We start from the raw sequence: 24022 nt of genomic DNA on the forward strand, positions 1-24022 counted from the left end.
ATGACTAGAGCCGCATACATTCATCTGCCCTTTTGTCGGCGCCGCTGCTTCTACTGTGACTTTCCGATTACGGTAGTGGGAGATTCTCCGACGCTGGCAGAGTCACTTATCCAAGAGTATGTGGCTGCACTCTGTCAAGAAATTGCCCACACCCCTGCTGAGCCGCCATCACTCCAAACGATTTTTTTTGGGGGGGGAACACCGTCTCTAGTCCCGCCTCAATACATTGGCCAACTGCTGGAAGCCCTCGATCGCCAAATAGGCATTGCCCAAGGGGCAGAAATTTCTATGGAAATGGATCCGGGAACCTTTGACTTAAAACAATTGCAGGCCTATCTCAAAGTAGGGGTGAATCGCGTCAGCTTGGGTGTACAGGCCTTTGACAATGAGCTATTGCAAGTGTGTGGCCGTAGTCACGATGTGACCGATGTTGAGCGTGCAGTGGCTCTGATTCACGAGGTTGGGGTGGAAAATTGGAGCATGGATCTCATTTTGGGGCTACCGAATCAATCCCTGCAGCGTTGGCAACGCTCCCTAGAGCAAGCGATCGCCCTCAACCCTACCCATCTATCCATCTACGACCTGATCATTGAGCCAAAAACCGTCTTCAGCAAACGCTATCAACCCGAAGCAGCCCCCCTACCCACCCAAGAACAGGCCGCCGCTGCCTATCGCCTTGGCCACGAAATCTTAACCGCAGCGGGCTACGATCACTACGAAATTTCTAACTATGCCCGACCGGGGTTTGCCTGTCGTCACAATCAAGTGTATTGGCGCAATCAACCCTACTATGGCTTTGGCATGGGCGCCACCAGTTATCTCGGGCATTGTCGCCTCAGCCGTCCGCGTACCCGCCGTGAATACTATCAATGGCTGCAAAGTTTACCCGAGAGCCTCAATCAAGTCAGTCCAGATGCCCGGTGGGATCGCTGGCTGGAAACCCTGATGCTGGGCTTGCGCCTCAGGGATGGCCTCTCTTTAACTGCTCTGGCGGATGAATTTCCGATGTCGTGGGTTGAAGCCCTACAAGCAGCAGCGGCAAACATGTCTCCAGAGATGCTTTCTTTGACGGGCGATCGCCTGCACTTGACCCAGCCAGAAGGATTTTTGATGGCCAATACCGTCATTGTCACTCTTTGGGAGGCGATGGAGAGATCGGTTTTCCACCAACAGCAAGGGCAACCCCTACCGATACACTAGAGGTTGTCTGACCAAGAATACACTCACGGGAAGCATCATGTTGGAACAGGGAACCATTTCAATCCATACTGAGAACATTTTTCCAATCATTAAAAAGTGGCTCTACTCCGATCATGAGATTTTCCTGCGGGAACTGGTCTCCAATGCGGTAGATGCAATCCAAAAACTGCGGATGGTGGCACGTTCTGGGGAATATAGCGGCGATGTGGATCACCCGGAAGTGACGATCACGATTGACAAAGAAAACAAAAAGCTGGCGATCGCCGACAATGGCATTGGCATGACCGCCGAGGAGGTGAAAAAGTACATTACCCAAGTGGCCTTTTCCAGTGCCGAAGAATTCGTTCAAAAGTACAAAGGGGAAGGGGAAGACGCAATCATTGGTCACTTTGGCCTTGGCTTTTACTCCGCCTTCATGGTCTCAGAACGGGTGGAAATTGATACCCTCTCCTACCGCGAAGGTGCTGTCCCCGTGCATTGGACCTGTGATGGTTCCACTGAATTTACCCTCTCCGATGGTCAGCGCACTAGTGTTGGGACAACCGTCACCCTAACCCTGCAAGAGGGTGAGTTGGAGTACCTAGAACCCGGCCGCATTCGTGAATTGGTGCGCAAATACTGTGACTTTTTGCCGGTGCCAATTAAGCTAGAGGGTGAGCAAATTAATAAACAAATTGCCCCTTGGAAGAGTTCTCCCAATAGCCTCAGCAAAGAAGACTATCTCGAGTTTTACCGCTATCTCTATCCCTTTCAAGAAGACCCGCTGCTTTGGGTTCACCTCAATACCGACTATCCCTTTGTGGTCAATGGCATTCTCTACTTTCCAAAGCTGCGCCCCGATATTGATGTCACCAAAGGGCAAATTAAGCTCTACTGCAACCAAGTCTTTGTCAGCGATAACTGCGAAGAGGTGATCCCGCGCTTTTTGCTGCCTTTGCGGGGGGTCATTGACAGCAGCGACATTCCCCTGAATGTGTCCCGCAGTTTCCTGCAAAACGATCGCACGGTGCGCAAAATTGCCGACTACATTGCCAAAAAGGTGGGCGATCGCCTGAAGGAGCTATACCGCGAAGACGCGGCGGCCTACGTACGCTCGTGGCAAGACTTGGGCACCTTTGTCAAATTCGGTTCCATCAACGATGAGAAGTTCAAAAAGCAGGTGGAAGATATTCTCATCTACCGCACCACGGCCGAACTCACCTCCAAAGAGAGCGAGGATGTCTGGGCCAGTGAGGGGGGCATCCAAGTGGATGGCAAAACCTACACCACCCTCAAGGAGTACCTCGAGCGCAACCAAGAGCGCCAAGGCAATCGCGTCTATTACTGCACCGATGAGGTGAACCAAGCCACCTACGTACAACTGCTTAAAAGCCAAGGGATTGAAGTCCTGTTTATGGACAGCTTCATTGATACCCACTTTGTGCCGTGGCTGGAGCAAAATTACTGCGATGTCAAGTTCCTGCGGGTAGATGCAGAACTGGATGAGACGCTCATTGACAAAAATAAAGAGAGCGAACTAGTGGATCCCACCACGAAGAAGACCCGCAGCGAGCAGATCAAATCCCTCTTTGAATCTGTGCTGAAAAAGCCAAAGCTGACGATTCGCACCGAAGCCCTCAAGGCCGATGCCCCCCCGGCGATGATCCTGCTGCCGGAAACGAGTCGGCGGATGCAGGAAATGATGGCAATGATGCAGCAGCAACCCAATGCCCAGTTGCCAGAGGAGCATATCTTGGTTGTCAATACCGCCCATCCCTTGGTGCAAAATCTCCTCAGCCTCAACCAAGGCACGATTATTCAGACCAGCGGCACCTCAGAAACGGGTGCATTGGTCGAAAAGCTGTGTCAGTATATCTACGATTTGGCCTTAATGTCGCAGCGGGGCTTTGATGCCAATGGTATGCAGCAATTTACAGAGCGTGCCAGTCAAGTCCTGACCCAACTGACCACTATGGCCATGCGCTAACGTTTGCAGAGGCGGGAGGTAACGCATGATTATTACGGTAGGCCTATTGGCGGGAGCGATCGCCCTACTGGCGTGGGGACTGTACCGCAATCTGCCCTACGGCAAGCTGGGGATTGTGGCTTGGCTGCAAACCCTTGTCCTGATGCTCCCTTGGCTAGTGGTTTTTGGCAGCCTCAGCTTTGGGATTGTGATTAACTTTGCTGCCGTGCTCTTTGGGCTGGTGTTCTCGATTGTGGCCTATGTTGCCCTTGGCCGTTGGTTGCGATCGCTGGCGGCCACCGCCGAATTGCCCCTACCCTCTGCTCCCTCTGGCCGTTCGGAACTAGAGCAAGCCACCACAGAGCAGACGACCCCAGCCCAGCCTACTGCACGCCCCAGCCTTCCCGCCGAAGACCTACAAGCCATTCAAAGTATCTTTAGCGTGGATACCTACTTCGCCACCGACTACATTCCCTACAAAGGGGGCGTGATCTGCCCAGGGAATCTGCGGGGAGAGGCCAAAGTGGTGCATCAGCAACTCACTGAACGCCTACAGGCCGCCTTGCCCGATCGCTATCGCCTTTTTATGGTGGCCAATGGGGAGGGCAAGCCGATGGTCGTGATTTTACCAATGACGACCGAACCGATTCGCTCGGGCAATCTTCAGAAGCTGGCAGCGGTTTTCTTGGCCGTGGCCACCCTTGGAACCTGTCTCGAGACCAGTGCCATCCTGCAGGGGTTTAGCTTACTGGGAAATCCGACAGCAGGACTTTTCCAGCGATCGCTCCCCTTTGCCTTGGGTCTCTTTGGCATTGCCGCTATACGGGAAGGGGGTCACTGGCTAATGGCCAAACGCTATCGGGCACGCTTGGGGCCGCCCATCTTTTTGCCGGCGTGGCAGTTGGGGACTTTTGGGGCCATGACCCGCATTGAATCCTTCCTTGCCAATCGCAGTCAACTCTTTGACATTGGTGCAGCAGGGGCGATCGCGGCTGGTAGTGTTTCGCTGCTGTTGTTGGCCATTGGCCTTGTTCTCTCGCCCACGAGTCAGGGGTTAGAGGTGCCAACCCTCTTTTTCCAAGGCTCGATTTTGGTGGGGACGATCGCCAAGCTCTTTTTGGGGCAGCAGTTGCAAAGTGAAGTGGTGATGGTGCATCCCTTTGTGATTTTGGGCTGGCTGGGCTTGATCATGACGGCCTTGAACTTGATGCCCGCAGGACAACTGGATGGGGGGCGGATTATTCAAGCCATTTACGGTACCAAAACCGCCAAACGACTGACGATTATTACCCTTGTGGTCTTGGGCTTGGTGGCGATCGTCAACCCCTTGGCCTTGTATTGGGCGTTGGTGATTCTGCTGTTGCAGCGGGATATGGATCAGCCCAGTCTCGATGAGATCACCGAACCCGATGATACCCGTGCTGGTCTTGGTCTGCTGCTGTTGTTCCTGATGGCCGCTACCTTGATCCCGATGGCGCCGGGGCTAGCGGGTCGCTTGGGAATTGGAGGCTAAATGCCCGATTCACTGCGGCAGATTTTGGCGGCAGTCGCCCAAGGGCAACTGAGCGTAGAGACCGCCTATCGCCAACTGCAACACCTGTCCTACGAACCCATTGGTGATTTTGCGCGCATTGATCACCAAAGGCAGCAGCGCACTGGCTTTCCAGAGGTGATTTGGGGACACGGCAAAACCCCGCAGCAGATTGCCGAGATTTTGGAGCGGATGCGTCCCCACTATCCCTGTGTAATGGCCACGCGCATTTCCTCCGAGGTGTTTGAGGCAGTGCGATCGCGCCTCGGGGGACTGCACTATTTTGAAAAGGCACGGATTTGCAGTACAGCCCCCATTTTGCCGCCGCAGTTTCCCCTGCCGGTGGGCTTGGTCTGTGCCGGCACAGCGGATCTACCCGTGGCCGAAGAGGCAGCAGTGACGTTGCAACTGTCAGGATTTGGGGTTGAGCGATTTTGGGATGTGGGGGTGGCGGGGATTCATCGGCTGTTGAGTGTGCGCGATCGCCTAGAGGAGATGGCCCTGCTCATTGTGGTTGCGGGCATGGAGGGGGCACTTCCCAGTGTGGTGGCGGGGCTAGTCTCGGTACCCGTGATTGCTGTACCCACCAGTATTGGCTATGGCGCGAATTTTGGCGGTTTGGCAGCGCTACTGACAATGCTCAACTCCTGTGCCCCCGGCATTGGTGTCGTCAATATTGACAATGGCTTTGGGGCGGCAATGCTGGCGGCCAAGATCTTGCGATCGCTCAGTCAACGGTTATAATGGTTATTTGTTCTTAACGTGTGATTGATCATCAGGTGACCTGTGGCTAACATCAAATCTGCCGCTAAACGTGCCCAAATTGCTGAGCGCAACCGTCTTCGCAACAAAGCCTATCGCTCGGCAGTGCGGACGCTGATTAAAAACTACTTGACCGCTATTAGTCAGTATGCTGCCGATCCCACTCCGGAAAAACTGGCGGAAGTCCAGCAGCGACTCAACTTGGCCTTTAGCAAAATTGACAAAGCGGTTAAGCGCGGTGTGCTCCATCGCAACACCGGTGCCCGTCGTAAAGCGCGGCTGACCCGTATCCTCAACAAAACGCTGCAACCGGCTGCCTAATCCCCATGTTGGTGGATACCCACGTCCATCTCAACTTTCCAGAGTACGCATCCGATCTGGACTCAGTGGCTGAACGCTGGCGATCTGCGGGAGTGGTGCGGCTGGTTCACTCCTGCGTTGAACCCAGTGAATTTCCCACCATTCAGAGCCTTGCCGTGCAGTTTCCCGAACTCTTTATGGCAGTGGGTCTCCATCCCCTAGATACAGAGCAGTGGCAGCCGGATCTCAAGGAAAAAATTGCCCGCCTTGCCGCCAGTGAACCCAAGGTGGTTGCCATTGGCGAAACAGGTTTAGATTTTTACAAAGCCACGAATCGCGAAGAACAGGAAGCGGCCTTTTGGGCACAGTTGGAGGTTGCCCACAGCTTGAATCTGCCAGTGATTATCCACTGTCGGGAGGCAGCCGCTGCCGCGCGGGATCTACTTCAACAGTTTGTGCGCGATCGCGGGCCGGTGCAAGGAGTGATGCACTGCTGGGGTGGTACCCCCGCAGAAACGGAGTGGTTTCTCGATCTGGGTCTTTTTATCAGCTTTAGCGGCACCGTCACGTTTAAGAACGCCAAACAAATCCATGCCTCGGCACAAATGGTTCCCAGCGATCGCCTACTGGTGGAAACGGATTGCCCCTTCCTTGCCCCTGTGCCCAAACGCGGCGAAAAACGCAATGAACCCAGCTATGTGCGCTTTGTGGCTGAAGCCGTCGCCCGTCTGCGACAATGTGACCTCTTGGAATTAGAACAGCAAACCACCCTCAACGCCTGTCAGCTCTTTCGCCTCCCCCTGCCCCCAGAAGTTGCCGCATAAATTGCTCAGGCATTGGGAAGTTTACTGAATTGAATCAACGTTAAAAAATCTAGCGCATTTGCGAGCCTAGCCGTTTCAGCATCCTAGGATGGGGCTGTAGGCTAAAGACGATAGTTTAGGATGTGTCCCGATTAGTAAGTAGGCAATTCGTGGATTCTTGATCAACGCCGTTAGCACTTTGATCTATATGATCTCGGTTGATTTTCTTGATACTCATGCTGACTTGACGAGGATACTGTATGGTTAGCTCTCCTCCCCGTCCCACCGAACTCACCGCTGATATTCATGCTTTTGGTTCTGCTCGCGCCACGATTCAAGGACAGCCCTTGAGTGATAGTGAAGTTGAGGCCATGGATGCCTTCTTCCGTGCCTGTAACTATCTGGCCGTGGGCATGATCTATTTGCTCGATAACCCCCTACTCAAGGAACCCCTCAAGCCTGAACACATCAAAAAACGCCTCCTTGGTCACTGGGGATCGAGTCCGGGTCTGTCCTTTTGCTACCTTCACCTCAATCGCATTATTAAAAAGTACCAACAGGAGGTGATTTTCCTAGCGGGTCCCGGTCATGGGGCACCGGGGGTTTTGGCACCTGTTTACCTTGAAGGCAGTTACACCGAGATTTACCACAACATTAGTGAGGATGCCCACGGCCTCAAAAAATTCTTCAAGCAGTTCTCCTTCCCCGGTGGCATTGGCAGCCACTGCACCCCAGAAACGCCCGGCTCGATACACGAAGGGGGAGAATTGGGCTATGTCCTCTCCCATGCCTGTGGTGCTGCCTTTGACAATCCTGATTTAATTGTGGCGGCAGTGGTTGGCGATGGGGAAGCAGAAACGGGGCCTTTGGCCACCTCATGGCACATCAATAAATTCCTCAACCCGGCGCGCGATGGGGCAGTCTTGCCGATTCTCAACTTGAATGGCTACAAGATTAACAACCCGACGATTCTGGCACGCATTCCCCATCAAGATTTGGAAAACTTCTTCCGGGGTCTAGGGTATGAACCCTGCTTTGTCGAAGGTTCCGATCGCCCCTCAATGCACCAAGCAATGGCCGCCACCCTCGATTACTGCGTGACTAAAATTAAGGAGATTCAACGAGCGGCTCGGCAAGAGGGCGTCACCACCTTGCCCCGTTGGCCGATGATTGTGCTGCGCACCCCCAAAGGGTGGACAGGCCCTGCGGAAGTGAATGGCCACAAAGTGGAAGGCTTCTGGCGAGCACACCAAGTGCCTATGGCCGATGTCCACACCAACCCTGAAAACCTGAAGCTCCTTGAAAATTGGCTGCGCAGCTACCGTCCCGAAGAACTCTTTGATGAGAATGGCACATTTCGTCCTGAACTCAAAGCCTTGGCGCCAACCGGCAACTACCGTATGGGCATGAATCCCCACGCCAATGGTGGGCTATTGCGCAAGGATTTGAAAATGCCCGACTTTCGGCAGTACGGCATTACGTTTGAGAAACCCGCCCAAATTGAGGTGGAAAATACCCGTCCCCTTGGAGTCTTCCTGCGGGATGTGATGCGCAATAACATGACCAATTTCCGTGTCTTTGGTCCCGATGAAAATACCTCGAATAAGCTCAATGCCATTTACGAGGTCAGCAAGAAATTCTGGATTGCGGAATACTTTGAGGAGGACGCCGATGGCGGTGAATTGTCCCCTAATGGTCGCGTCATTGAAATGCTCAGCGAGCACACCATGGAGGGGATGCTGGAGGGCTATCTGCTGACGGGTCGCCATGGCTTCTTCTCCACCTACGAGTCCTTTGTCCATGTCATTGACTCGATGTTTAACCAACATGCCAAATGGTTGAGCATCTGCAATGAACTCTCGTGGCGGGCAGATGTGGCCTCGTTGAACTTGCTGATTACGTCCACGGTGTGGCGGCAGGATCACAATGGCTTCACCCACCAGGATCCGGGATTTTTGGATATTGTCTGCAACAAGAGTGCAAAGGTTACGCGCATTTACTTACCGCCTGATGTCAACTCACTGCTGTCGGTGGCGGATCACTGCCTGCGGAGCAAAAACTATGTGAATGTGATTGTCTCCGACAAGCAGTTGCACTTGCAGTACCTGACGATGGATCAGGCAATTATCCACTGCACGAAGGGGCTAGGCATTTGGGATTGGGCCAGCAATGATCAAAGCTGTGAACCCGATCTGGTGATGGCCAGTGCCGGGGATATTCCCACCCAAGAGGCGTTGGCGGCGATCGCCCTCCTGCGGCAGGAGTTTCCAGAGTTGAAGATTCGCTATATCAATGTGGTGGATCTCTTTAAGCTGCAACCGGAAACCGAACACCCCCACGGCCTGAGCGATCGCGACTTTGATAGTCTCTTTACCCTCGATCGCCCGATTATCTTTAACTTCCATGGTTATCCGTGGTTGATCCATCGTCTCACGTACCGCCGTCACAATCACCGTAATTTGCACGTGCGCGGCTACAAAGAAAAGGGCAACATCAACACCCCCCTTGAGTTGGCCATCAATAATGAGATTGATCGCTTTAGTCTTGCCATTGATGCCATTGATCGCCTCCCCGGTCTTCAAGTGGCGGGTGCCCATGCCAAGGAGAAATTCCGCAACATGCAAATTGAAGCCCGCAACTACGCCTACGAGTACGGTGTGGACAAGCCGGAGTTTAGCCACTGGACTTGGCCATTTTAGCTTGATCCTCTAGGTTGATGCTCTGCCCCTCTCTTCGCTTATCGGCAAGGGAGGGGTTCTTCTTGGCGCACGGGCACTTGGTGCTGATGGAGATAGTCCTTGATCTGGGCGATCGTCAGTTGGCCATAGTGTAGGAGCGAAGCCAACAGTGCCGCCTCTGCTTTCCCTTCCACAAGAGCCGCGCGAATATGCTCACAGGTACCCGCCCCCCCAGAAGCAATCACAGGAATCTCCACCCGCTCAGCGATCGCCCGCGTCAATTCGAGGTCGTAGCCCGCCTGTGTCCCATCGGCATCCATACTGGTCACCAGCAGTTCGCCCGCACCCCGTTTAGCCATTTCCACCGCCCATTCAATCGCATCTAGCCCCGTGGCTTCCCGTCCGCCGCGCACATAGACTTGCCAACGGGGGTTTTTAGGATCCCAATGGGGTTCGCGCCGCGCATCAATGGCGACAACAATACATTGAGCACCAAAGCGATCGCTGGCCTGATTCACGAGATCGGGTTGCCGCACTGCCCCTGAATTCAGGCTGACTTTATCTGCTCCGGCGCGCAACAGGTCTTTGATCATGGTCAGAGACTGAATCCCGCCCCCCACCGTCAGGGGAATAAACACCTGATCTGCGGTGCGATAGACGACATCAATAATAATGTTCCGCTCTTCATGGGTGGCTGTGATATCGAGAAACACCAGTTCATCTGCACCCGCTGCATTATAGGCTTGGGCGAGTTCAACCGGATCGCCGGCATCGCGCAGGTTGACAAAGTTCACGCCCTTGACGACGCGACCCGCCTTCACATCCAAACAGGGCAAAATTCGTTTGGCAAGCATTTAGCCTCCTTGGGACTACTGCACAGTGACACGGCGACCCCCGCCACTGACAAAGATAATGGCGCGACCCTCCGCCATCGGTTCCCAACCGACATCAAAGCCACTGCGCCAAGCCACCGCACGAGCTGCCCAGAAACAATCAAAGCTATCGGGACGCACAAAAAAGACAAGGGAATAGCGGCTGGGGGAGAGGCGATCAATGGTACGCCGAAAGTTGGACGCGGGTTTTTCCAGCGTGCTAAAGGATTCCCCAGCGGTGCGATCGCGGGGTTCAAAAAGGGTTTGCAAAATTGGTTGCCCTTGGCTGTGCACCAGACTCAGGCGCACATCGTAGTAGCGGGTACTGTGGCGAAAGGACTCTAGTTGTTGCTGAATTTGGCGGGGATCTGCAAAGGGATTTTCTGTAATGCGCCGCAGGTGGCGATCAATGGCCTCACTGACTTGATCCTCCTCAAGGGGCAGGGCACGATTTTCACGACACTCAAAGAAATAGACCTGCTTGCGGGTTTCGCGGGCAATGGGCGTGCGCACAAGAGCAGGAGACACTGCTGCTGTCAAGCTGGCAAAGAGGCAGACAAAGATCATCACCCCCACGGTATTGGTGAGGACATCGAGGAACGAGTCGAGATTTTGACTGGGGGCTTGGACTTGGGGACGGCAGCGCGATCGCTTCATGAAGCGGCAGTACAGAGACTTCTTCTAGGGTATCGGAATTCTTGACCTCTGGTCTTAGCGCATCTGATAGAGTGGCAATACAGTGGCAATTAGCATAGATCACTCATCAACTCCTCGCAACTTATGGCAATGCTAAAAACGCGCCCCCCTCGTCCCCTCACCTACCAAGCCTACGATCGCGTGGTTGGCAAACAGGGGCGGGTCTTGGTATTGCTCTCGATCATGACCGTATTTTTGCTGGGGGGCATTGGGAGTCGCTTGGCCTACCTGCAAATTGTCGAGGGCGATCGCAACCGCCAGATGGCCGATGAAAACCGTATTCGCCTGATTCCCAAACCGCCGGAGCGGGGGAAGATTTTGGATCGCAAAGGGCGGATCCTCGCGGGAAATAAGTTCTCCTACTCGGTATTTCTCTGGCCCCTTGCGGCGAAAAAGCCCGAATGGCCGCAGACGGTGAACATTCTCTCGCGGGTGCTCAATATCCCTGCCAGTGAGATCGAAGCGCGAGTCAAGCAAGCAGGGGTGAATTCTCCTTCGTTGATTCGCATTGCCCAAGGGATTAGCCAAGCCCAAATCATTGCCCTTGAAGAACACCGCAATTTCTTGACAGGGGTGGAAATTGACCGCGAAGCCCTGCGCTTTTACCCCCATGGCGAAACGGCGGCTCACATCATTGGCTACATCGGCGAACTGAATGAGGAGGAACTAGCGGCTCGTCGAGATCAGGGCTACCGCCTTGGCGATGTCATGGGCAAAATGGGTGTCGAAGCCACCTACGAAAACGTACTGCGGGGGACATGGGGTGGTCAGCAGGTGGAGGTGGATGGTCAAGGCAAAGTGATCCGCATTTTGGGTCAAAAGGTAGCCCGACCGGGAAATGACATCACGCTTTCGGTGGATTTGGACTTGCAAAAAGCGGCGGAAGCAGCCCTAGGGAGTCGGCCGGGGGCGATCGTGGCCATGGATCCCCGTGATGGAGCGATTCTGGCTCTGGCCAGTTACCCTGCCTTTGATCCCAATTGGTTTGCCCGCCGCATGACCCAAGCCCAGTGGGAGGAGCTGCAACGGCGGCAGTTTCCCTTTGTCAACCGTGCCCTTCAGGGGTTTCCTCCCGCGAGTACCTTCAAAATCGTGACAACGGTGGCCGGCTTGGAGTCAGGGAAGTTTAGCCCCGATACCGTACTGATGACCTATCCTGCCCTCTACACAGGGGGCTTTGCCTTCCACGATTGGAACCGGGCGGGCTTTGGCCCTCTGGGCTTTGCCGGTGCCATGGCATGGAGTAGTAACACCTTTTTTGGTCAAGTGGCGCGCCGCATTGGACCTGAAACTCTGATTCATTGGGCGCATCGCTTTGGAATGGGGTCTAAAACCGGCATTGACTTACCCGGTGAAGCTCCCGGATTTGTGCCAACCCCCCAGTGGAAGCAAGAAACCTTTGGCGAGGGGTGGTACGACGGCGATTCCTTGATTACCGCCATTGGTCAAGGGGCTTTGCAGGTGAGTCCGCTTCAAGCCGCGGTCATGTTTGCAGTGCCTGCCAATGGGGGCTATAAAGTGCGGCCACACCTGATTGCTTCCGACAATCCCCATCGCTGGCGGCAATCATTGAACCTAAAGCCCTCTACCATTCAAGTGCTGCGTCAAGGCCTACGGCAGGTGGTGACCAGTGGTACAGGGGCTGCCCTAAATGTTCCTGAGGTGGCGATCGCCGGCAAAAGTGGTACCGGGGAAGATCCACCTCGCCCTAACCACACTTGGTTTGGTGCCTATGCCCCTGCAGACAAACCGGAAATTGTGGTCGTTGCCTTTGCCGAAAACTCTGGTGGTGGGGGTGGGTCTGTGGCAGGTCCGATGGTGCTCAAAGTGATTCAGACCTATATGAAAATTCGCGATCGCTAGCCCCTTGCGGCCAAGCAGATTGTCATTCCCCAAGGTTGCGCCTAGAATTTGAAGGAATGCGTGTGATGGGATGAATCATGATGGAGCAGCGGGTTATTGCCCTTGGGCTGACAATAGGTCTCTTGACAACCGCCTTGGGGACTCGCCAGAGTGTTGCTGAAACGATTCCTGCTGAACCAGAAGCGGCTGCACCGATCCTTGTCAATCCTGTTCAACCGGTGGACAGTGAGCCTCTTGTTTTTTCCACAGAACCTGTAGATCCGCCCCCTGGCAGTGAACCCCTCGAAAACCTTAAGCCCGCCCGCTCCATCCCCGTGGTGATCCAAGAGCGCTCCACAGGCTGTCAAGCGATCGTTAGCGAGGGCGTTCCCCCCAACATTTGCCAAGCCCAAGGTGCTCCACAACCCCTAGTGACCCCCACGACTACATCACCTTCTGCTCCAGCTTCTCATCGCCCCTTGGTGGCTGCAAACCCAAGAAATTTTGTGCCATCTGCCCAAACGGCTGCGCCGACCTATGTACGCCAGCCCTTTCCGGGACCGAATCCCTTGCGTTGGCTAAAGGTCAACAATGGCCAAATGCTCTTTCCCTTGCCGTTTCCGGTGCCCATTACCTCAACTTTTGGCTGGCGCATCCATCCCATTTTTGGCGATCGCCGCTTCCATTCGGGAACGGATTTGGGCGCCCCTGAAGGCACACCCGTGTTGGCGGTTTTTGATGGTCGCGTGGTTGAGTCCAACTGGCTAGGGGGCTATGGCCTCACCGTCATTTTGCAACACCCGCCAGAGCAGCACCAAACCCTCTATGCCCACCTCTCACAGCGCTTTGTCAATCCCGGTCAATGGGTGAAGCAGGGGGATGTCATTGGCCTCGTGGGTAGTACGGGCAACTCCACTGGTCCGCACCTGCATTTTGAGATCCATGAGATGACGGCTCAGGGGTTGATTCCTGTTGCCCCCGAAGCGCGGTTAGAATTGGCCTTAGCACAGCTAAAGCAGGCGATCGCCCAAGCGCGTCAGCAATCGAATCGCAGTTCGTAGGATGCCCATGGTTATTGCGACTTCCCCTCACACCGATAATCCCCTCTTGCGGGGCGATGGTTTTCCCCCCTTTGATCAGATTGAGGTGAGCCATGTTGAGCCAGCCGTGCGCCAACTCTTGCAGGAACTCACCCAAGAATTAGAGACCCTCGAGCAATCCTTCACGCCCACGTGGGAAGGGCTAGTGGAACCCCTCGAACGTTTGAGCGATCGCCTCGGTTGGACATGGGGGATTGTCAGTCATCTCACTGGCGTCAAAAATAGTCCCGAATTGCGTCAAGCCTACGAAGCCGTTCAACCCCAAGTAGTAGAGTTTTACACCCGTTTGGGTCAATCGCGCCCCCTCTATGAAGGCTTTAAGGCACTGGCTGCCAGTCCAGACTTTCAGAGCTATCCCCCTGCGCGCAAACGCATTGTTGAGGCCGCCATTCGTAACGCCGAACACAGTGGCGTCAGTTTGACAGGAGCCGCCAAAGAGCGCTTCAACACCATTCAACTGGAATTGGCGGAGCTATCTACCCAGTTTTCCAACAATCTTTTGGATGCCACCAAGGCCTTTCGCCTCAAGCTCACCCAACCCGATGAAGTGGCTGGACTTCCCCCCAGCTTGCTGGCGCTGGCTGCCCAAACCGCTCGCCAAGATGGCATTGAGACCGCCACCCCTGAAACAGGGCCATGGCACATTACCCTCGACTTCCCCAGCTTTGGTCCCTTTATGCAGCACAGCCAACGGCAGGATTTGCGGGAGCAGGTCTATCGCGCCTACATTTCCCGTGCCAGCAGTGGGGAGTGGGATAACCGTCCCATTCTTGAGCGCATCCTTGCCCTGCGGATCGAAGAGGCACAGCTTTTGGGATTCAACACCTATGCTGAACTCAGCCTTGCCAGCAAAATGGCCGATAGTGTGGCCAGTGTGGAAAAGCTCCTCGAGGAACTGCGGCAAGTCAGCTATCGTGCGGCGGCGCAAGAACTGGAAGAACTGAAAGCCTTTGCTGCTGCCCAAGGGGCACCTGAAGCCACCGATCTGCAGCACTGGGATATTCCCTATTGGGCTGAACGGCAGCGGGAGGCGCTCTTTGACTTCAATGATGAGGAACTGCGTCCCTATTTTCCTTTGCCCCAAGTGCTGGAGGGCTTATTTGGGCTAGTGAAGCGACTGTTTGGGGTGACGGTGGTGCCTGCGGATGGTCAAGTACCCGTTTGGCATCCTGATGTGCGCTTTTTTGCCATCCTCGATGAAAATCATCTGACGATCGCCCACTTTTATCTTGACCCCTACAGCCGTCCTGCCGAAAAACGCGGTGGGGCATGGATGGACGATTGCCTTGGCCGTGCCAAATATCGCATTCAGGGGGAATGGCGCACCCGCTTACCCGTGGCCTACTTGGTCTGCAATCAAACCCCCCCAGTGGATGGTAAGCCCAGCCTGATGACCTTTAGCGAAGTGGAAACCCTCTTCCATGAGTTTGGGCATGGTTTGCACCACATGCTAACGCGGGTGGATGAAGCGGGGGCAGCGGGCATCAACAATGTGGAGTGGGATGCCGTCGAACTTCCCAGTCAATTTATGGAAAACTGGTGCTACCATCGGCCGACACTCTTTGGCATGGCACGCCACTACGCAACGGGGGAACCGCTGCCAGAACACTACTATGAAAAACTGGTTGCCGCCCGCACCTATCGCGCAGGCAGTGCCCTATTGCGGCAGTTGCACTTTAGTTTGTTAGATTTAGAACTGCACCATCGCTATCAACCGGGGCAAGGAGAAACCCCCCAACAAGTGCGCGATCGCCTAGCGCAGACCACAACAATCTTGCCCCCCCTGCCAGAAGATGCCTTTCTCTGTAGCTTTGGCCACATTTTTGCTGGGGGGTATGCTGCGGGTTACTACAGCTATCTGTGGGCAGAAGTTCTCAGTGCCGATGCCTTTGCCGCCTTTGAGGAAGCGGGCCTAGACAACGAGCAAGCCATTGCTGAAATGGGACGACGCTATCGCGAAACCGTGCTTGCCCTTGGCGGCAGCCAACCCCCGATGGAGATCTTCAAAGCCTTCCGCGGCCGTGAACCGATCACTGAACCTCTACTACGGCATCGAGGATTGTTGTCGAATACTTAGTTTGCCACTTACGGAGCCTTTGGCAGGCGATCGCCCCGCGTTTGATCCAGCCACTCAAAAATCCGATCCAACTGCTCCAAGGTAATGAAGCCATACTGCCAAAGAATAATCGGCAACGATCCCCGTTGCTGTTGCCATTGCCGCACCGCCATTGCAATGCTCTCTGGTGGCAGTGCCAGTTCCTGTTCGAGATAGTGCAGTAGCTGAGAAGAGTAGGGCATCGTAGGTGAGGAGTGGCTGATGAAACAGGGATATAAGGTTTAGGTATTTAGACTTGCAGTATAGCAATGGGATTCTCAGGATAGGGTGAGTTTAACAAAAGCTGCATATTGTCTGAGAAGACGGCAGCGCTGATTGCAATGTTTCGCAGCATACCCTTAAGATAATTAAAAAAGATGCCCTATTTGTAAATTTTTATTACGATGCTTCAGCAATTGCGGCGCTTGTTTTACCAAGTTGGTTTAGGGATGGTGCTGGTTAGCCTCTGCTGGTTGGGGGCGATCGCCCCTGCCCACAGCTTCAACAATCCAGAGTTGTTGCCCGCGGAGCCAACCAATGTCGTTGACTTAGCGCAGATTCTGACACCCGTTCAAAAGGAACGGCTTGACAGCGAACTGGCAGAGTTTGAAGCCCAGACCGGCTGGAAATTGCGGGTTCTCACCCAGTACGATCGCACCCCCGGCCTCGCAGTGCGGGATTTTTGGGACTTAGACGATCGCAGTATTCTGCTGGTGGCCGATACGCGCGGTGGCAATCTTTTGAACTTTAATGTTGGTGACACCGCCTACCGCGTCCTCCAGCGCACCTTTTGGGTTGAATTGCAAACCCGCTTTGGCAATCAGTACTTTGTCCGTGACAACGGCGAGGATCAGGCGATCCTGCAATCGCTTCATGCCATTGAAACCTGCCTCTCCCAAGGGGGGTGCCGTGCCGTACCGGGGTTACCCCAAGAGCAATGGATTCTCACCCTTGCCACCTCCATCTTTGGCGGCATCATTTTCGGCTTTGTGGCTCGTCCCCGCCGTGCGGATCAAAAGGTGGCTTGGAAGTGGATTCTCCTCTTTTCGCCCCTGTGGGGGATGCTTTTCTTTGCCTTTGGCCTTGGTCCTGTTCTAGTGCGTACCCAAGAATGGCTACCCGTTCTGCGCAATGTTGCTGGTTTTGCCTTGGGTGCCATTGTTGCCTTTTTGATTCCTGCTCCCAGTGAGCCACCGCCAGTGCTTGAGGAATAGGCACCTTGCAGACCCTTGATCAGAAAATCGCGTAGGATTGGGGTTAACTACACTACACCCTTGGTTGGGGAACCCGTCCTGTGCTATGAATAGTCATCATTTCTCGCGTCACATTGTCGGCATTGTCAAAGGCCCCGGTGATACCGGTAGCGAGTATGTTTTTATTACTGCCGATGCCCAGCCTGTGCGAATGGGTGAATTTGTCTATTATGAGTTAAGCCATTCCCCAAGTGTGGCCTCAAACTCCCATGCTGCTGCGGTTCACCAAGTCTTGGGCAAGATTACTGGCTGCCGTCTGATTGAGCATCTACCGGATCGGATGTTTGCTGATCACGAACTGAATCCCGGTGCGGTGGCTGCCCTGATTGGTTTTACCTGTGAACCGGCGGAACTCTACGAAATGACCGTAGAAGTGATGGGGGAATTTCATGAGGTCTTTGGCTTTAATAATTTGCGGCGGCTTCCCCTGCCCGGTGCCAAGGTCTATTTAGCTGACGACGCGCTGTTGCGGCATGTCCTCAATAAGAAAAAGCCAGAGGAGGTGGGGGCTGCCCATATCGGTTCACTGTTGTTGCGGCAGGAGGGTGCTGTGCCCATTGCCCTCGATGTCAAGGAACTGGTGAGTACGCATGTGGCCATCCTTGCCGGGACAGGTTCCGGGAAATCCTATACCGCAGGGGTTTTGGTGGAGGAATTGCTTTTACCGAAAAATCGCGCCGCAGTGCTGATCCTCGACCCCCATGGTGAATACCACACGCTGGCGCAGCTGAGGGGACACCCCGCTTTTCAAGGGGCGGATGGCTATCAACCTCAGGTGAAAATTATTACGCCCCAAGAGGTCAAAATTCGTGTTTCTTCCCTAGAGTTTCACGATATTCTGACGCTGCTCCCCCCGATGAGCGATCGCCAGCAGGCCATTCTCAAAAAAGCCTATGACGAAGTACGCGGTCGTTTCAAAGATGGCCGTTGGAGTACCGAAGACTTGATTGCAGCGGTCTATGCTGTGGATCGTGTTGAAGATGAGGAGGGCAATGTCAAGCAGGGTTCCTCGGCTGATGCCTTGGCTTGGAAGCTAGAAAAAATGCAGCGCTCTGACTATTTCCATGCCTACAAGCATTTGCCCCCCTGCGAGTTGTTTGCCCCCGGCCAAGTCACCATCCTGCAAATGAATGAGATTCCCCTTGAGGAGCAGCAGGTGATTGCCACGGCAATTTTGCGCCAAACCAACCATGCCCGCATGAATACCCAAAAAGACCGCGTCTTTGAGGGGGATGAGCAGTACCTCCCCTACCCGGTGTTCATCTTAATTGAGGAGGCGCACCGCTTTGCCCCCGCCCATGAACCTTCCCAATGTAAGCAGGTACTGCGCACGATTCTCAGTGAGGGCCGTAAATTTGGCCTTGGGGTAGGACTGATTACTCAGCGTCCTGGCAAACTGGATAGCGATGTGCTCTCCCAGTGTATGAGCCAGTTTATGCTGCGGATTGTCAACCCTGTCGATCAAGAGAGCCTCAAGCATGGGGTGGAGGCCGCTGGCCGAGATTTGCTCAAAGAACTGCCTGCCCTGAGTAAGGGGCAAGTGATTATTGCGGGTGCCTGTGTGAATACGCCTGTCCTCTGTCGGGTGCGGCAACGCTTAACAACTCATGGGGGTGACACGCTGGATGCTCCTGACCTGTGGCAAAAGTATTTTGCCCAACACAAACAGTTGGATCGCATGGTGGCGATGGCAGGCCCGGCACCCCGTCCTAAACCGCGAACCATTGGCCAGCGATCGCTCGAATAATTAGCCGTTGTCAACTCCAAAAAAATGCGCTAGCTTAGGAGTAGCTCTATTCAAGGGGCTGAAACGGCTTCGACGTCCTAGTGAAAGTTGGGCTGTGATGCAGGTCGAGAGTGGGCTATCTCTCGTTAATCCAGAGTCCAAACCAAAAGTAACTGCGAACAACATCGTTCCTTTCGCTCGTAAAGCTGCTGCGGTAGCCTAAGACCTCTAAACAGGTTCGAGCACTCGTTGTCCGACTCCGTTAAGGGCAGCGGGTTAACCCCAACGGATGCGCTAGGCAGTTCTCTCTGGTGGGCTGTTTAGCAAAGACTCTACCAGAGCATCCTACTGTTCGGGATAAGGAACAGTTCCCGCCTGAGGGTCAGAAAGGCTAAACCTGTGAAGGAGCAGTCGATGAATAGCTAGGGCGGACACGGGTTCGACTCCCGTCAGCTCCATCATCTTCCATGCAAAAAGTTCAAAATGCCTTGGGCGATCGCCCGTGCCATCTGCGTCCGCCATGCAGGATTCTTGAAGTTTGCGGCATCCTCTGCGCCCGTGACAAACCCTGTCTCGACAAGGGCAGAATCCATTGACGTATTGCGAATCACATAGAATCGTGCCGCCCTCACCCCGCGATCGCGAATGTTCAAGGAATTGAGAATACTATTGTGAATGGCAGATGCCAAACGATTTGAGCGTCCGGGGGCAAAGTAGGTTTCTAAACCATTGACATCGGGGCGAGCCAGACTAATAGCATTGGCGTGAATACTCACAAAGGCATTTGCCCGTGCCCGTTCCGCAATGGCGACCCGAGGAGCCAAGTCTAAGTCAATGTCTGTGGTGCGGGTCATAATCACCTGCACACCCTGCTGCTGCAAAAATTGGGAAACTTGCAGGCTGATATCGAGAACAATATCCTTTTCACGAATGCCGCCAATACCAATGGCACCGGGATCGCGTCCGCCATGTCCGGGATCAATGACCACCACAAACCGGCCGCGGGGGACGGGCTGATTGGGGGGCTGAGGGGTTGCTGTGGGGGGAACATCAATTGGGGTGGGCGTACTGCTCGGAGGGTCATTTGCTCCCTGAATTTGCACCACAAACGCTTCAGCTGACAGGGGACGAGGGCCAAGGATGCGAAAGTTGGGCGCTGGGGTGAGCAGAATCGAGACGGTTTGGTTATCCTCTTGACGAAATTCAATGTTGCTTAAGGGACTACCGGTAACTAGGCGGGGTTCGCGCAGATTACTGTCCAACTGTGCTTGCCGTAGGCGAATGCGATAGCGATTGCCTTCCCAGCCCACGTTATAGAAAACGGTGCGATCGCCCTGAATCAGCAACTCTCGTCCCCCCAAATCAACGCGCTGAATCGTTGTGACAGGAGTTTGAGCACTGGCCGCAGGAATCACACTAGGGCGTTGGGACGGTGGCGGAGGTGGGGGTGTAATGGCCGTGGTTGAAGGCACAATCACAAAGCCATCATGACGGGGCGTCACTTGCCAATCGGCATCTTGAGGGTCAATGTCGAGGGTAATTTGGACTTGGCGATTGCTCTGAGTCCGTACCTCTGCCCGGACGCGATCCCGACCAAAGCGGCGCAGTTCCAAGCGCCGAGGACTAAAGTTGCGAATCAATTCACTATTGCTGAGGAGAATTTCAATGCGATCCCGACGGGGGCGGCGCAGGGTGTAACTGCCTTCGGGCAAGGGGCGATCGGCTAGCACTAGAAAACCTGTGGCATCTGCCCGCCAACTTCGCACTTGCAGCGGCCCTGTGGGCGTTACGGGAGGAGCAGAAGGAGGAGACGGTGGGGGCGGCGGCGGTAGTGAAACTGTTTGCTGCTGGGGGGTGGGCAGTTGCACCAACCAGTTATTAGCCGTGACTCCCCGAAAGCGCACCTGCTGCGGGTCAATTGTAAAACCGGCCGCATATTCCACCACAATCCGCGTCGTTTGGGGGTCAAACTGAGCAACCCGCACTTGGCGAATGGCACCACTGTAGTTTTGACTGATCTGGGGGCTACCGAGAACGACACCCGGCAAGTCAATGACAAGGCGGGTCGGGTTATAGACCAACTCAGCACGGGGCTGAACAGCACGCTCCGTACGAATTTCCAGTTGATTGGTGGCAGGGTTAAGTCGCCACAATTGTAGACGGCTGGCTGAAGCAGGCTGAGCCATGACCAGTGCAGCAGCAGGTGCCCATAGCAAACTCACTACAGCTCGACATTGCCAAGAACGCCACGGTTGATCCATTCACGCTTCCTCCACCAGCGATGCACAATACACTGCCAAGTTGGCTAGCCAAGCCGCTCGCTCAAACGTGCTCAGCATACTTGATCGGGGACAGGTATGTGAACTGGCACACCCTGCGATTTAGTTTTGCGCGATCGCCCTTCATCAGATTCAAATTTCAGCCGAGTTGCTTCAAGCTCACTTAGACGCCCACCGCACTCAATAAGTTCGCCGATTGCATGATCTAGCCCGTTTTGCCGTAGCTTTGCCCTAGGAAATATCTGCGGAATCCTCAATGCCCAGTGGCCGTACCCACGATCGCCTGACTTGGATCGGCATGCCCCTTGTGGGCTTCACCGCCAGTGCCCTCACCCGTGACTGGATCTGGGGGGCAATTGCCAGCAGTAGCTTTGGTATTGGCGGCTTTCTCCTCAGTCCAGACCTCGATACCCCCTCTTTACCCTACTACCGTTGGGGCTGGCTGCGGGCAATATGGCTACCCTACCAAAAAGCCTTTCACCATCGCTCCTTTTGGACCCATGGCCCAGTGGTGGGCACGCTGATTCGGTTGCTCTATCTCAGCTTTTGGTTGGGGTTAGGACTGGGTCTGGTGGCCGGGGTCGCCGCATTCACAGGCCACTTTTCCCTTGTGCAGCAATGGCTACATCGTTGGCAGGGAATTGACTGGCGCTGGGGAGTTGCGATCGCCCTTGGCCTAGAGCTATCGGCACTGCTTCATGTCACAAGCGATCTGGTGGTTTCTCGGTGGCGACGCTGGCACCGCTAATGGTGGTGCGTAGGGCAAGGCGGCGCACTAATGGAGCGATCGAGCCAACCCACTGCCTGTTGGAGATGCGCCAGTGCCTCAGCATCATTTTCCTTGAGGAGATAGACCAGAGCGGCAGCCGCCTGTTCGAGGGCGCGGGCACGGCGATTTCCCTTGAGGCGATGCCAATCTTGGGGAGCAATCCTAACCGCATCAAGGAGGGCAGTGGCTAGTTCTTCTGCACGGGGAGTCGTTTGCACCATGACTTAAACTTGATCTAAAGGGAGAACTATCCTCTAGTTTAAGCAGTGGGCAACTGCCCCTAAGGCCACAAGCACTGGAACTTTACCCTTGAATCATAGCGTCTAAGGTAAAGGCAGGTGCATCCCGCCAAGGAGAGATCGTGATGGTAGCAAAAGTCACCCGCTCCCGCCCCGCCTTGATTGTGCTGGCGGTTATTGGCCTTGCCTCGGCTGGTACAGCCGCATGGCTAACCTTGAGTCCCCCCCGGCAGGGAGATCCGGTTCCTAATCCGGCGGAAGTTGCCCAGCAGCAGGAAACTCAAATCTTTTGGGTCAAGAATGAAGGGGATAGCCTCGTTTTAGTGCCCTCTACGGTACGGATCAATACCCCGACAACGCGGCCAGAACTCTTTATTCAATCTCGTCTGGAGCGACTTTTGGCGGGTCCTGCCAATCAAGATGTCACCACCAGCATTCCGGAAAATACCCGTGTCAATCGTGTAGAAGTCAAAGCCGATGGCATCCATGTGGATCTCTCTCCAGAGTTTACCAAAGGGGGGGGAAGTGCTTCGATGCAAGCACGTCTAGGACAGGTACTGTACACAGCAACAGTGAATGATCCCAATGCGCCAGTTTGGATTTCCATTGGGGGTGAACCCCTGCGCGTCCTAGGGGGTGAGGGGCTAGAGGTGACGCAACCGATGACCCGGCAATACTTTCAAACGGCCTTTGCCCTCCGCACCCAGTAGTGCCAAGCAAGTCCAAGAAGAATGAGACCACACCCCGACAGCCACACTTGGACTTCGACCCAAAAAGCCAGCCCTAGACAACCGATTAAACCTGCAACCGCAAGCCAGCGGGGAAATTGTGGCTCCTTCAGTTGCAGTGTGGCAAGGTTGGTAATGGCGTAGTAAATCAGCACGCTAAAGGCACTAAAAGACCACGTAGTTTTTACATTGCCAATCAGGATCAAGAGGGCAATCCCCCCACTCACCGCAAGAACGGCAGCAACAGGTTGTTTTCCTTGGGCTGGAATCTGAGCCAAAATTGCCGGTAAATCTCGCCGTCGCGCCATTGCCAACACCACACGGGAGAGGCCGAGCAACAGATTGAGCAGAATCCCGACCATGGCCGCGATCGCCCCCAGCGTAATCAGAGGCGGCAGCCAAGAGACACCCAATTCACTGGCGACAATCTCTAAAGAGGCAGCCGTAGTCAACTTCCCAGAGCCATGACTCCCCAGAACAATCAAGGCAACACTGAAGTAGAGCAGGACAACAATACCAATGGCTAGGGCAATGGCTCGTGGAATGGTTCGCCGAGGAGTCTTGACCTCCTCCGCCAGCACAGCAATACGGGCATAGCCGGCATAGGCGACAAAGAGCAGTGCCGTTGCTTGGAGAAGATTCTTGAGCGAGAGTGGTTGCGATGCTGCCGACCAAAGTAGCCCTCCCTGTTGTTGGACGTGGCCAATGCCGACAAAGAGCAACAAACTGGTGAACGTGACTAGGAGAATCCCCAGATTCACTTGCGCCGATCGCCGGATGCCCAAAAGCACCACACAGATCAAGACCGCCAGTAGCCCCAGAGCAGCCATGATTTGCCAGCGCCCGCTATTGTCCTCTAGGCCGAGCCATTGGAAGAGATAAGCCATAGAGCCAAGGGCAGCAGTGGCTGCAGAAGCCGATTTGGCCAGTAAAAACATCCACCCCGCTGTAAAGCCGAAAGGGGGAGAAAGATAGCGATACCCATACTCGTAGGTGCCCCCACTCACAGGATGGGAGGCCGCCAATTGGGCACTACTGAGGCCATTACACAGCGCGATCGCCGCGGCAAGGATCAGGGCTATCAACACCCAAGGGCCAGCGAGGTCGGTGGCAATGCCTAAACTGACAAACAGCCCCGTACCAATCATGGAACCTAGACCTGTTAAAGTGGCGCCCCACAGTCCTAGTTCGCGTTTGAGCATGG

General features: G+C 54.7%; 20 protein-coding genes and 1 other RNA gene. 15 read left to right on the forward strand and 6 right to left on the reverse strand.

All coding sequences use genetic code 11. From position 1 onward, the window contains the following. The 7 genes from hemW (at position 1) to RHJ31_RS12350 (ending at position 9240) form a co-directional block, all read left to right on the forward strand. A complete protein-coding gene (gene hemW / locus RHJ31_RS12320; protein WP_302676791.1) occupies positions 1-1200 on the forward strand; it encodes a radical SAM family heme chaperone HemW in 1200 nt (399 codons plus the stop codon). Between the two features lie 37 nt (positions 1201-1237). After that, the gene (htpG, locus tag RHJ31_RS12325) at positions 1238-3166 is read left to right on the forward strand and encodes a molecular chaperone HtpG (RefSeq protein ID WP_302676792.1); all 1929 of its coding nucleotides are present in this window, start codon (positions 1238-1240) and stop codon (positions 3164-3166) included. A gap of 25 nt (positions 3167-3191) precedes the next feature. Beyond that, entirely contained in the window at positions 3192-4658 is a 1467-nt protein-coding gene (locus RHJ31_RS12330) for a site-2 protease family protein (RefSeq protein WP_302676793.1), read from the forward strand. After that, complete coding sequence (gene larB, locus RHJ31_RS12335) at positions 4659-5420, forward strand: nickel pincer cofactor biosynthesis protein LarB (protein WP_302676794.1); 762 nt, start codon at positions 4659-4661, stop codon at positions 5418-5420. It abuts the gene before it with no gap. Between the two features lie 42 nt (positions 5421-5462). Beyond that, entirely contained in the window at positions 5463-5759 is a 297-nt protein-coding gene (gene rpsT / locus RHJ31_RS12340; RefSeq protein WP_149820827.1) for a 30S ribosomal protein S20, read from the forward strand. A gap of 5 nt (positions 5760-5764) precedes the next feature. After that, positions 5765-6562 (forward strand): TatD family hydrolase, encoded by a 798-nt coding sequence (locus RHJ31_RS12345; protein ID WP_302676795.1) that lies wholly within the window; start codon positions 5765-5767, stop codon positions 6560-6562. A 239-nt stretch (positions 6563-6801) separates the two neighbouring features. Next, positions 6802-9240: a phosphoketolase gene (locus RHJ31_RS12350; RefSeq protein WP_302676796.1), complete on the forward strand. Its 2439-nt coding sequence runs from the start codon at positions 6802-6804 to the stop codon at positions 9238-9240. Positions 9241-9278: 38 nt separating this feature from the next. Here RHJ31_RS12350 and hisF read toward each other — a convergent pair whose 3' ends face one another. Together hisF and RHJ31_RS12360 are read right to left on the reverse strand one after the other, a co-directional pair. Next, positions 9279-10073, reverse strand: a complete 795-nt coding sequence (hisF, locus tag RHJ31_RS12355) for an imidazole glycerol phosphate synthase subunit HisF (RefSeq protein ID WP_302676797.1) — start codon at positions 10071-10073, stop codon at positions 9279-9281. Positions 10074-10088: 15 nt separating this feature from the next. Next, a complete protein-coding gene (locus RHJ31_RS12360) occupies positions 10089-10748 on the reverse strand; it encodes a hypothetical protein (protein ID WP_302676798.1) in 660 nt (219 codons plus the stop codon). Between the two features lie 123 nt (positions 10749-10871). On the opposite strand from RHJ31_RS12360, the gene mrdA reads away from it, so the two are divergent. From mrdA to RHJ31_RS12375, 3 genes are all read left to right on the forward strand, one after another. Beyond that, positions 10872-12650: a penicillin-binding protein 2 gene (mrdA, locus tag RHJ31_RS12365; RefSeq protein WP_206201093.1), complete on the forward strand. Its 1779-nt coding sequence runs from the start codon at positions 10872-10874 to the stop codon at positions 12648-12650. Positions 12651-12727: 77 nt separating this feature from the next. Then, the gene (locus RHJ31_RS12370; RefSeq protein ID WP_302676799.1) at positions 12728-13690 is read left to right on the forward strand and encodes a M23 family metallopeptidase; all 963 of its coding nucleotides are present in this window, start codon (positions 12728-12730) and stop codon (positions 13688-13690) included. A gap of 7 nt (positions 13691-13697) precedes the next feature. Then, positions 13698-15806, forward strand: a complete 2109-nt coding sequence (locus RHJ31_RS12375) for a M3 family metallopeptidase (protein ID WP_302676800.1) — start codon at positions 13698-13700, stop codon at positions 15804-15806. 8 nt (positions 15807-15814) lie between these two features. Here the strand turns inward: RHJ31_RS12375 and RHJ31_RS12380 are convergent, their stop codons facing one another. After that, the gene (locus RHJ31_RS12380) at positions 15815-16027 is read right to left on the reverse strand and encodes a DUF2949 domain-containing protein (protein ID WP_302676801.1); all 213 of its coding nucleotides are present in this window, start codon (positions 16025-16027) and stop codon (positions 15815-15817) included. 201 nt (positions 16028-16228) lie between these two features. Here RHJ31_RS12380 and RHJ31_RS12385 point away from each other — a divergent pair, with 201 nt between their 5' ends. From RHJ31_RS12385 to ssrA, 3 genes are all read left to right on the forward strand, one after another. After that, positions 16229-17038: a TPM domain-containing protein gene (locus tag RHJ31_RS12385; RefSeq protein WP_302676802.1), complete on the forward strand. Its 810-nt coding sequence runs from the start codon at positions 16229-16231 to the stop codon at positions 17036-17038. Positions 17039-17123: 85 nt separating this feature from the next. Continuing rightward, a complete protein-coding gene (locus RHJ31_RS12390) occupies positions 17124-18824 on the forward strand; it encodes an ATP-binding protein (RefSeq protein WP_302676803.1) in 1701 nt (566 codons plus the stop codon). 54 nt (positions 18825-18878) lie between these two features. Then, positions 18879-19264, forward strand: a transfer-messenger RNA (tmRNA) gene (ssrA, locus tag RHJ31_RS12395). Here ssrA and RHJ31_RS12400 read toward each other — a convergent pair. After that, a complete protein-coding gene (locus RHJ31_RS12400) occupies positions 19262-21064 on the reverse strand; it encodes an N-acetylmuramoyl-L-alanine amidase (RefSeq protein ID WP_302676804.1) in 1803 nt (600 codons plus the stop codon). The two genes, ssrA and RHJ31_RS12400, sit on opposite strands and share 3 nt — an antisense overlap. A 274-nt stretch (positions 21065-21338) precedes the next feature. Here RHJ31_RS12400 and RHJ31_RS12405 point away from each other — a divergent pair, with 274 nt between their 5' ends. After that, positions 21339-21830: a metal-binding protein gene (locus tag RHJ31_RS12405; protein WP_302676805.1), complete on the forward strand. Its 492-nt coding sequence runs from the start codon at positions 21339-21341 to the stop codon at positions 21828-21830. Here RHJ31_RS12405 and RHJ31_RS12410 read toward each other — a convergent pair. Continuing rightward, on the reverse strand, positions 21827-22072 hold the full coding sequence (locus RHJ31_RS12410; RefSeq protein ID WP_149820848.1) for a DUF6439 family protein: 246 nt from the start codon (positions 22070-22072) through the stop codon (positions 21827-21829). The two genes, RHJ31_RS12405 and RHJ31_RS12410, sit on opposite strands and share 4 nt — an antisense overlap. Before the next feature lie 143 nt (positions 22073-22215). Between RHJ31_RS12410 and RHJ31_RS12415 the strand changes: the two genes are divergently transcribed. After that, positions 22216-22800 (forward strand): GerMN domain-containing protein, encoded by a 585-nt coding sequence (locus tag RHJ31_RS12415; RefSeq protein ID WP_302676806.1) that lies wholly within the window; start codon positions 22216-22218, stop codon positions 22798-22800. Here RHJ31_RS12415 and RHJ31_RS12420 read toward each other — a convergent pair. After that, positions 22770-24020 carry an APC family permease gene (locus RHJ31_RS12420; RefSeq protein ID WP_302676807.1) on the reverse strand — a complete coding sequence of 417 codons (1251 nt, stop codon included), beginning with the start codon at positions 24018-24020 and terminating at the stop codon, positions 22770-22772. The genes RHJ31_RS12415 and RHJ31_RS12420 overlap by 31 nt on opposite strands. Between the last annotated feature and the right edge of the window lie 2 nt (positions 24021-24022).

It is taken from the genome of Thermosynechococcus sp. JY1331 (assembly GCF_031583475.1).
Lineage (GTDB): Bacteria > Cyanobacteriota > Cyanobacteriia > Thermosynechococcales > Thermosynechococcaceae > Thermosynechococcus.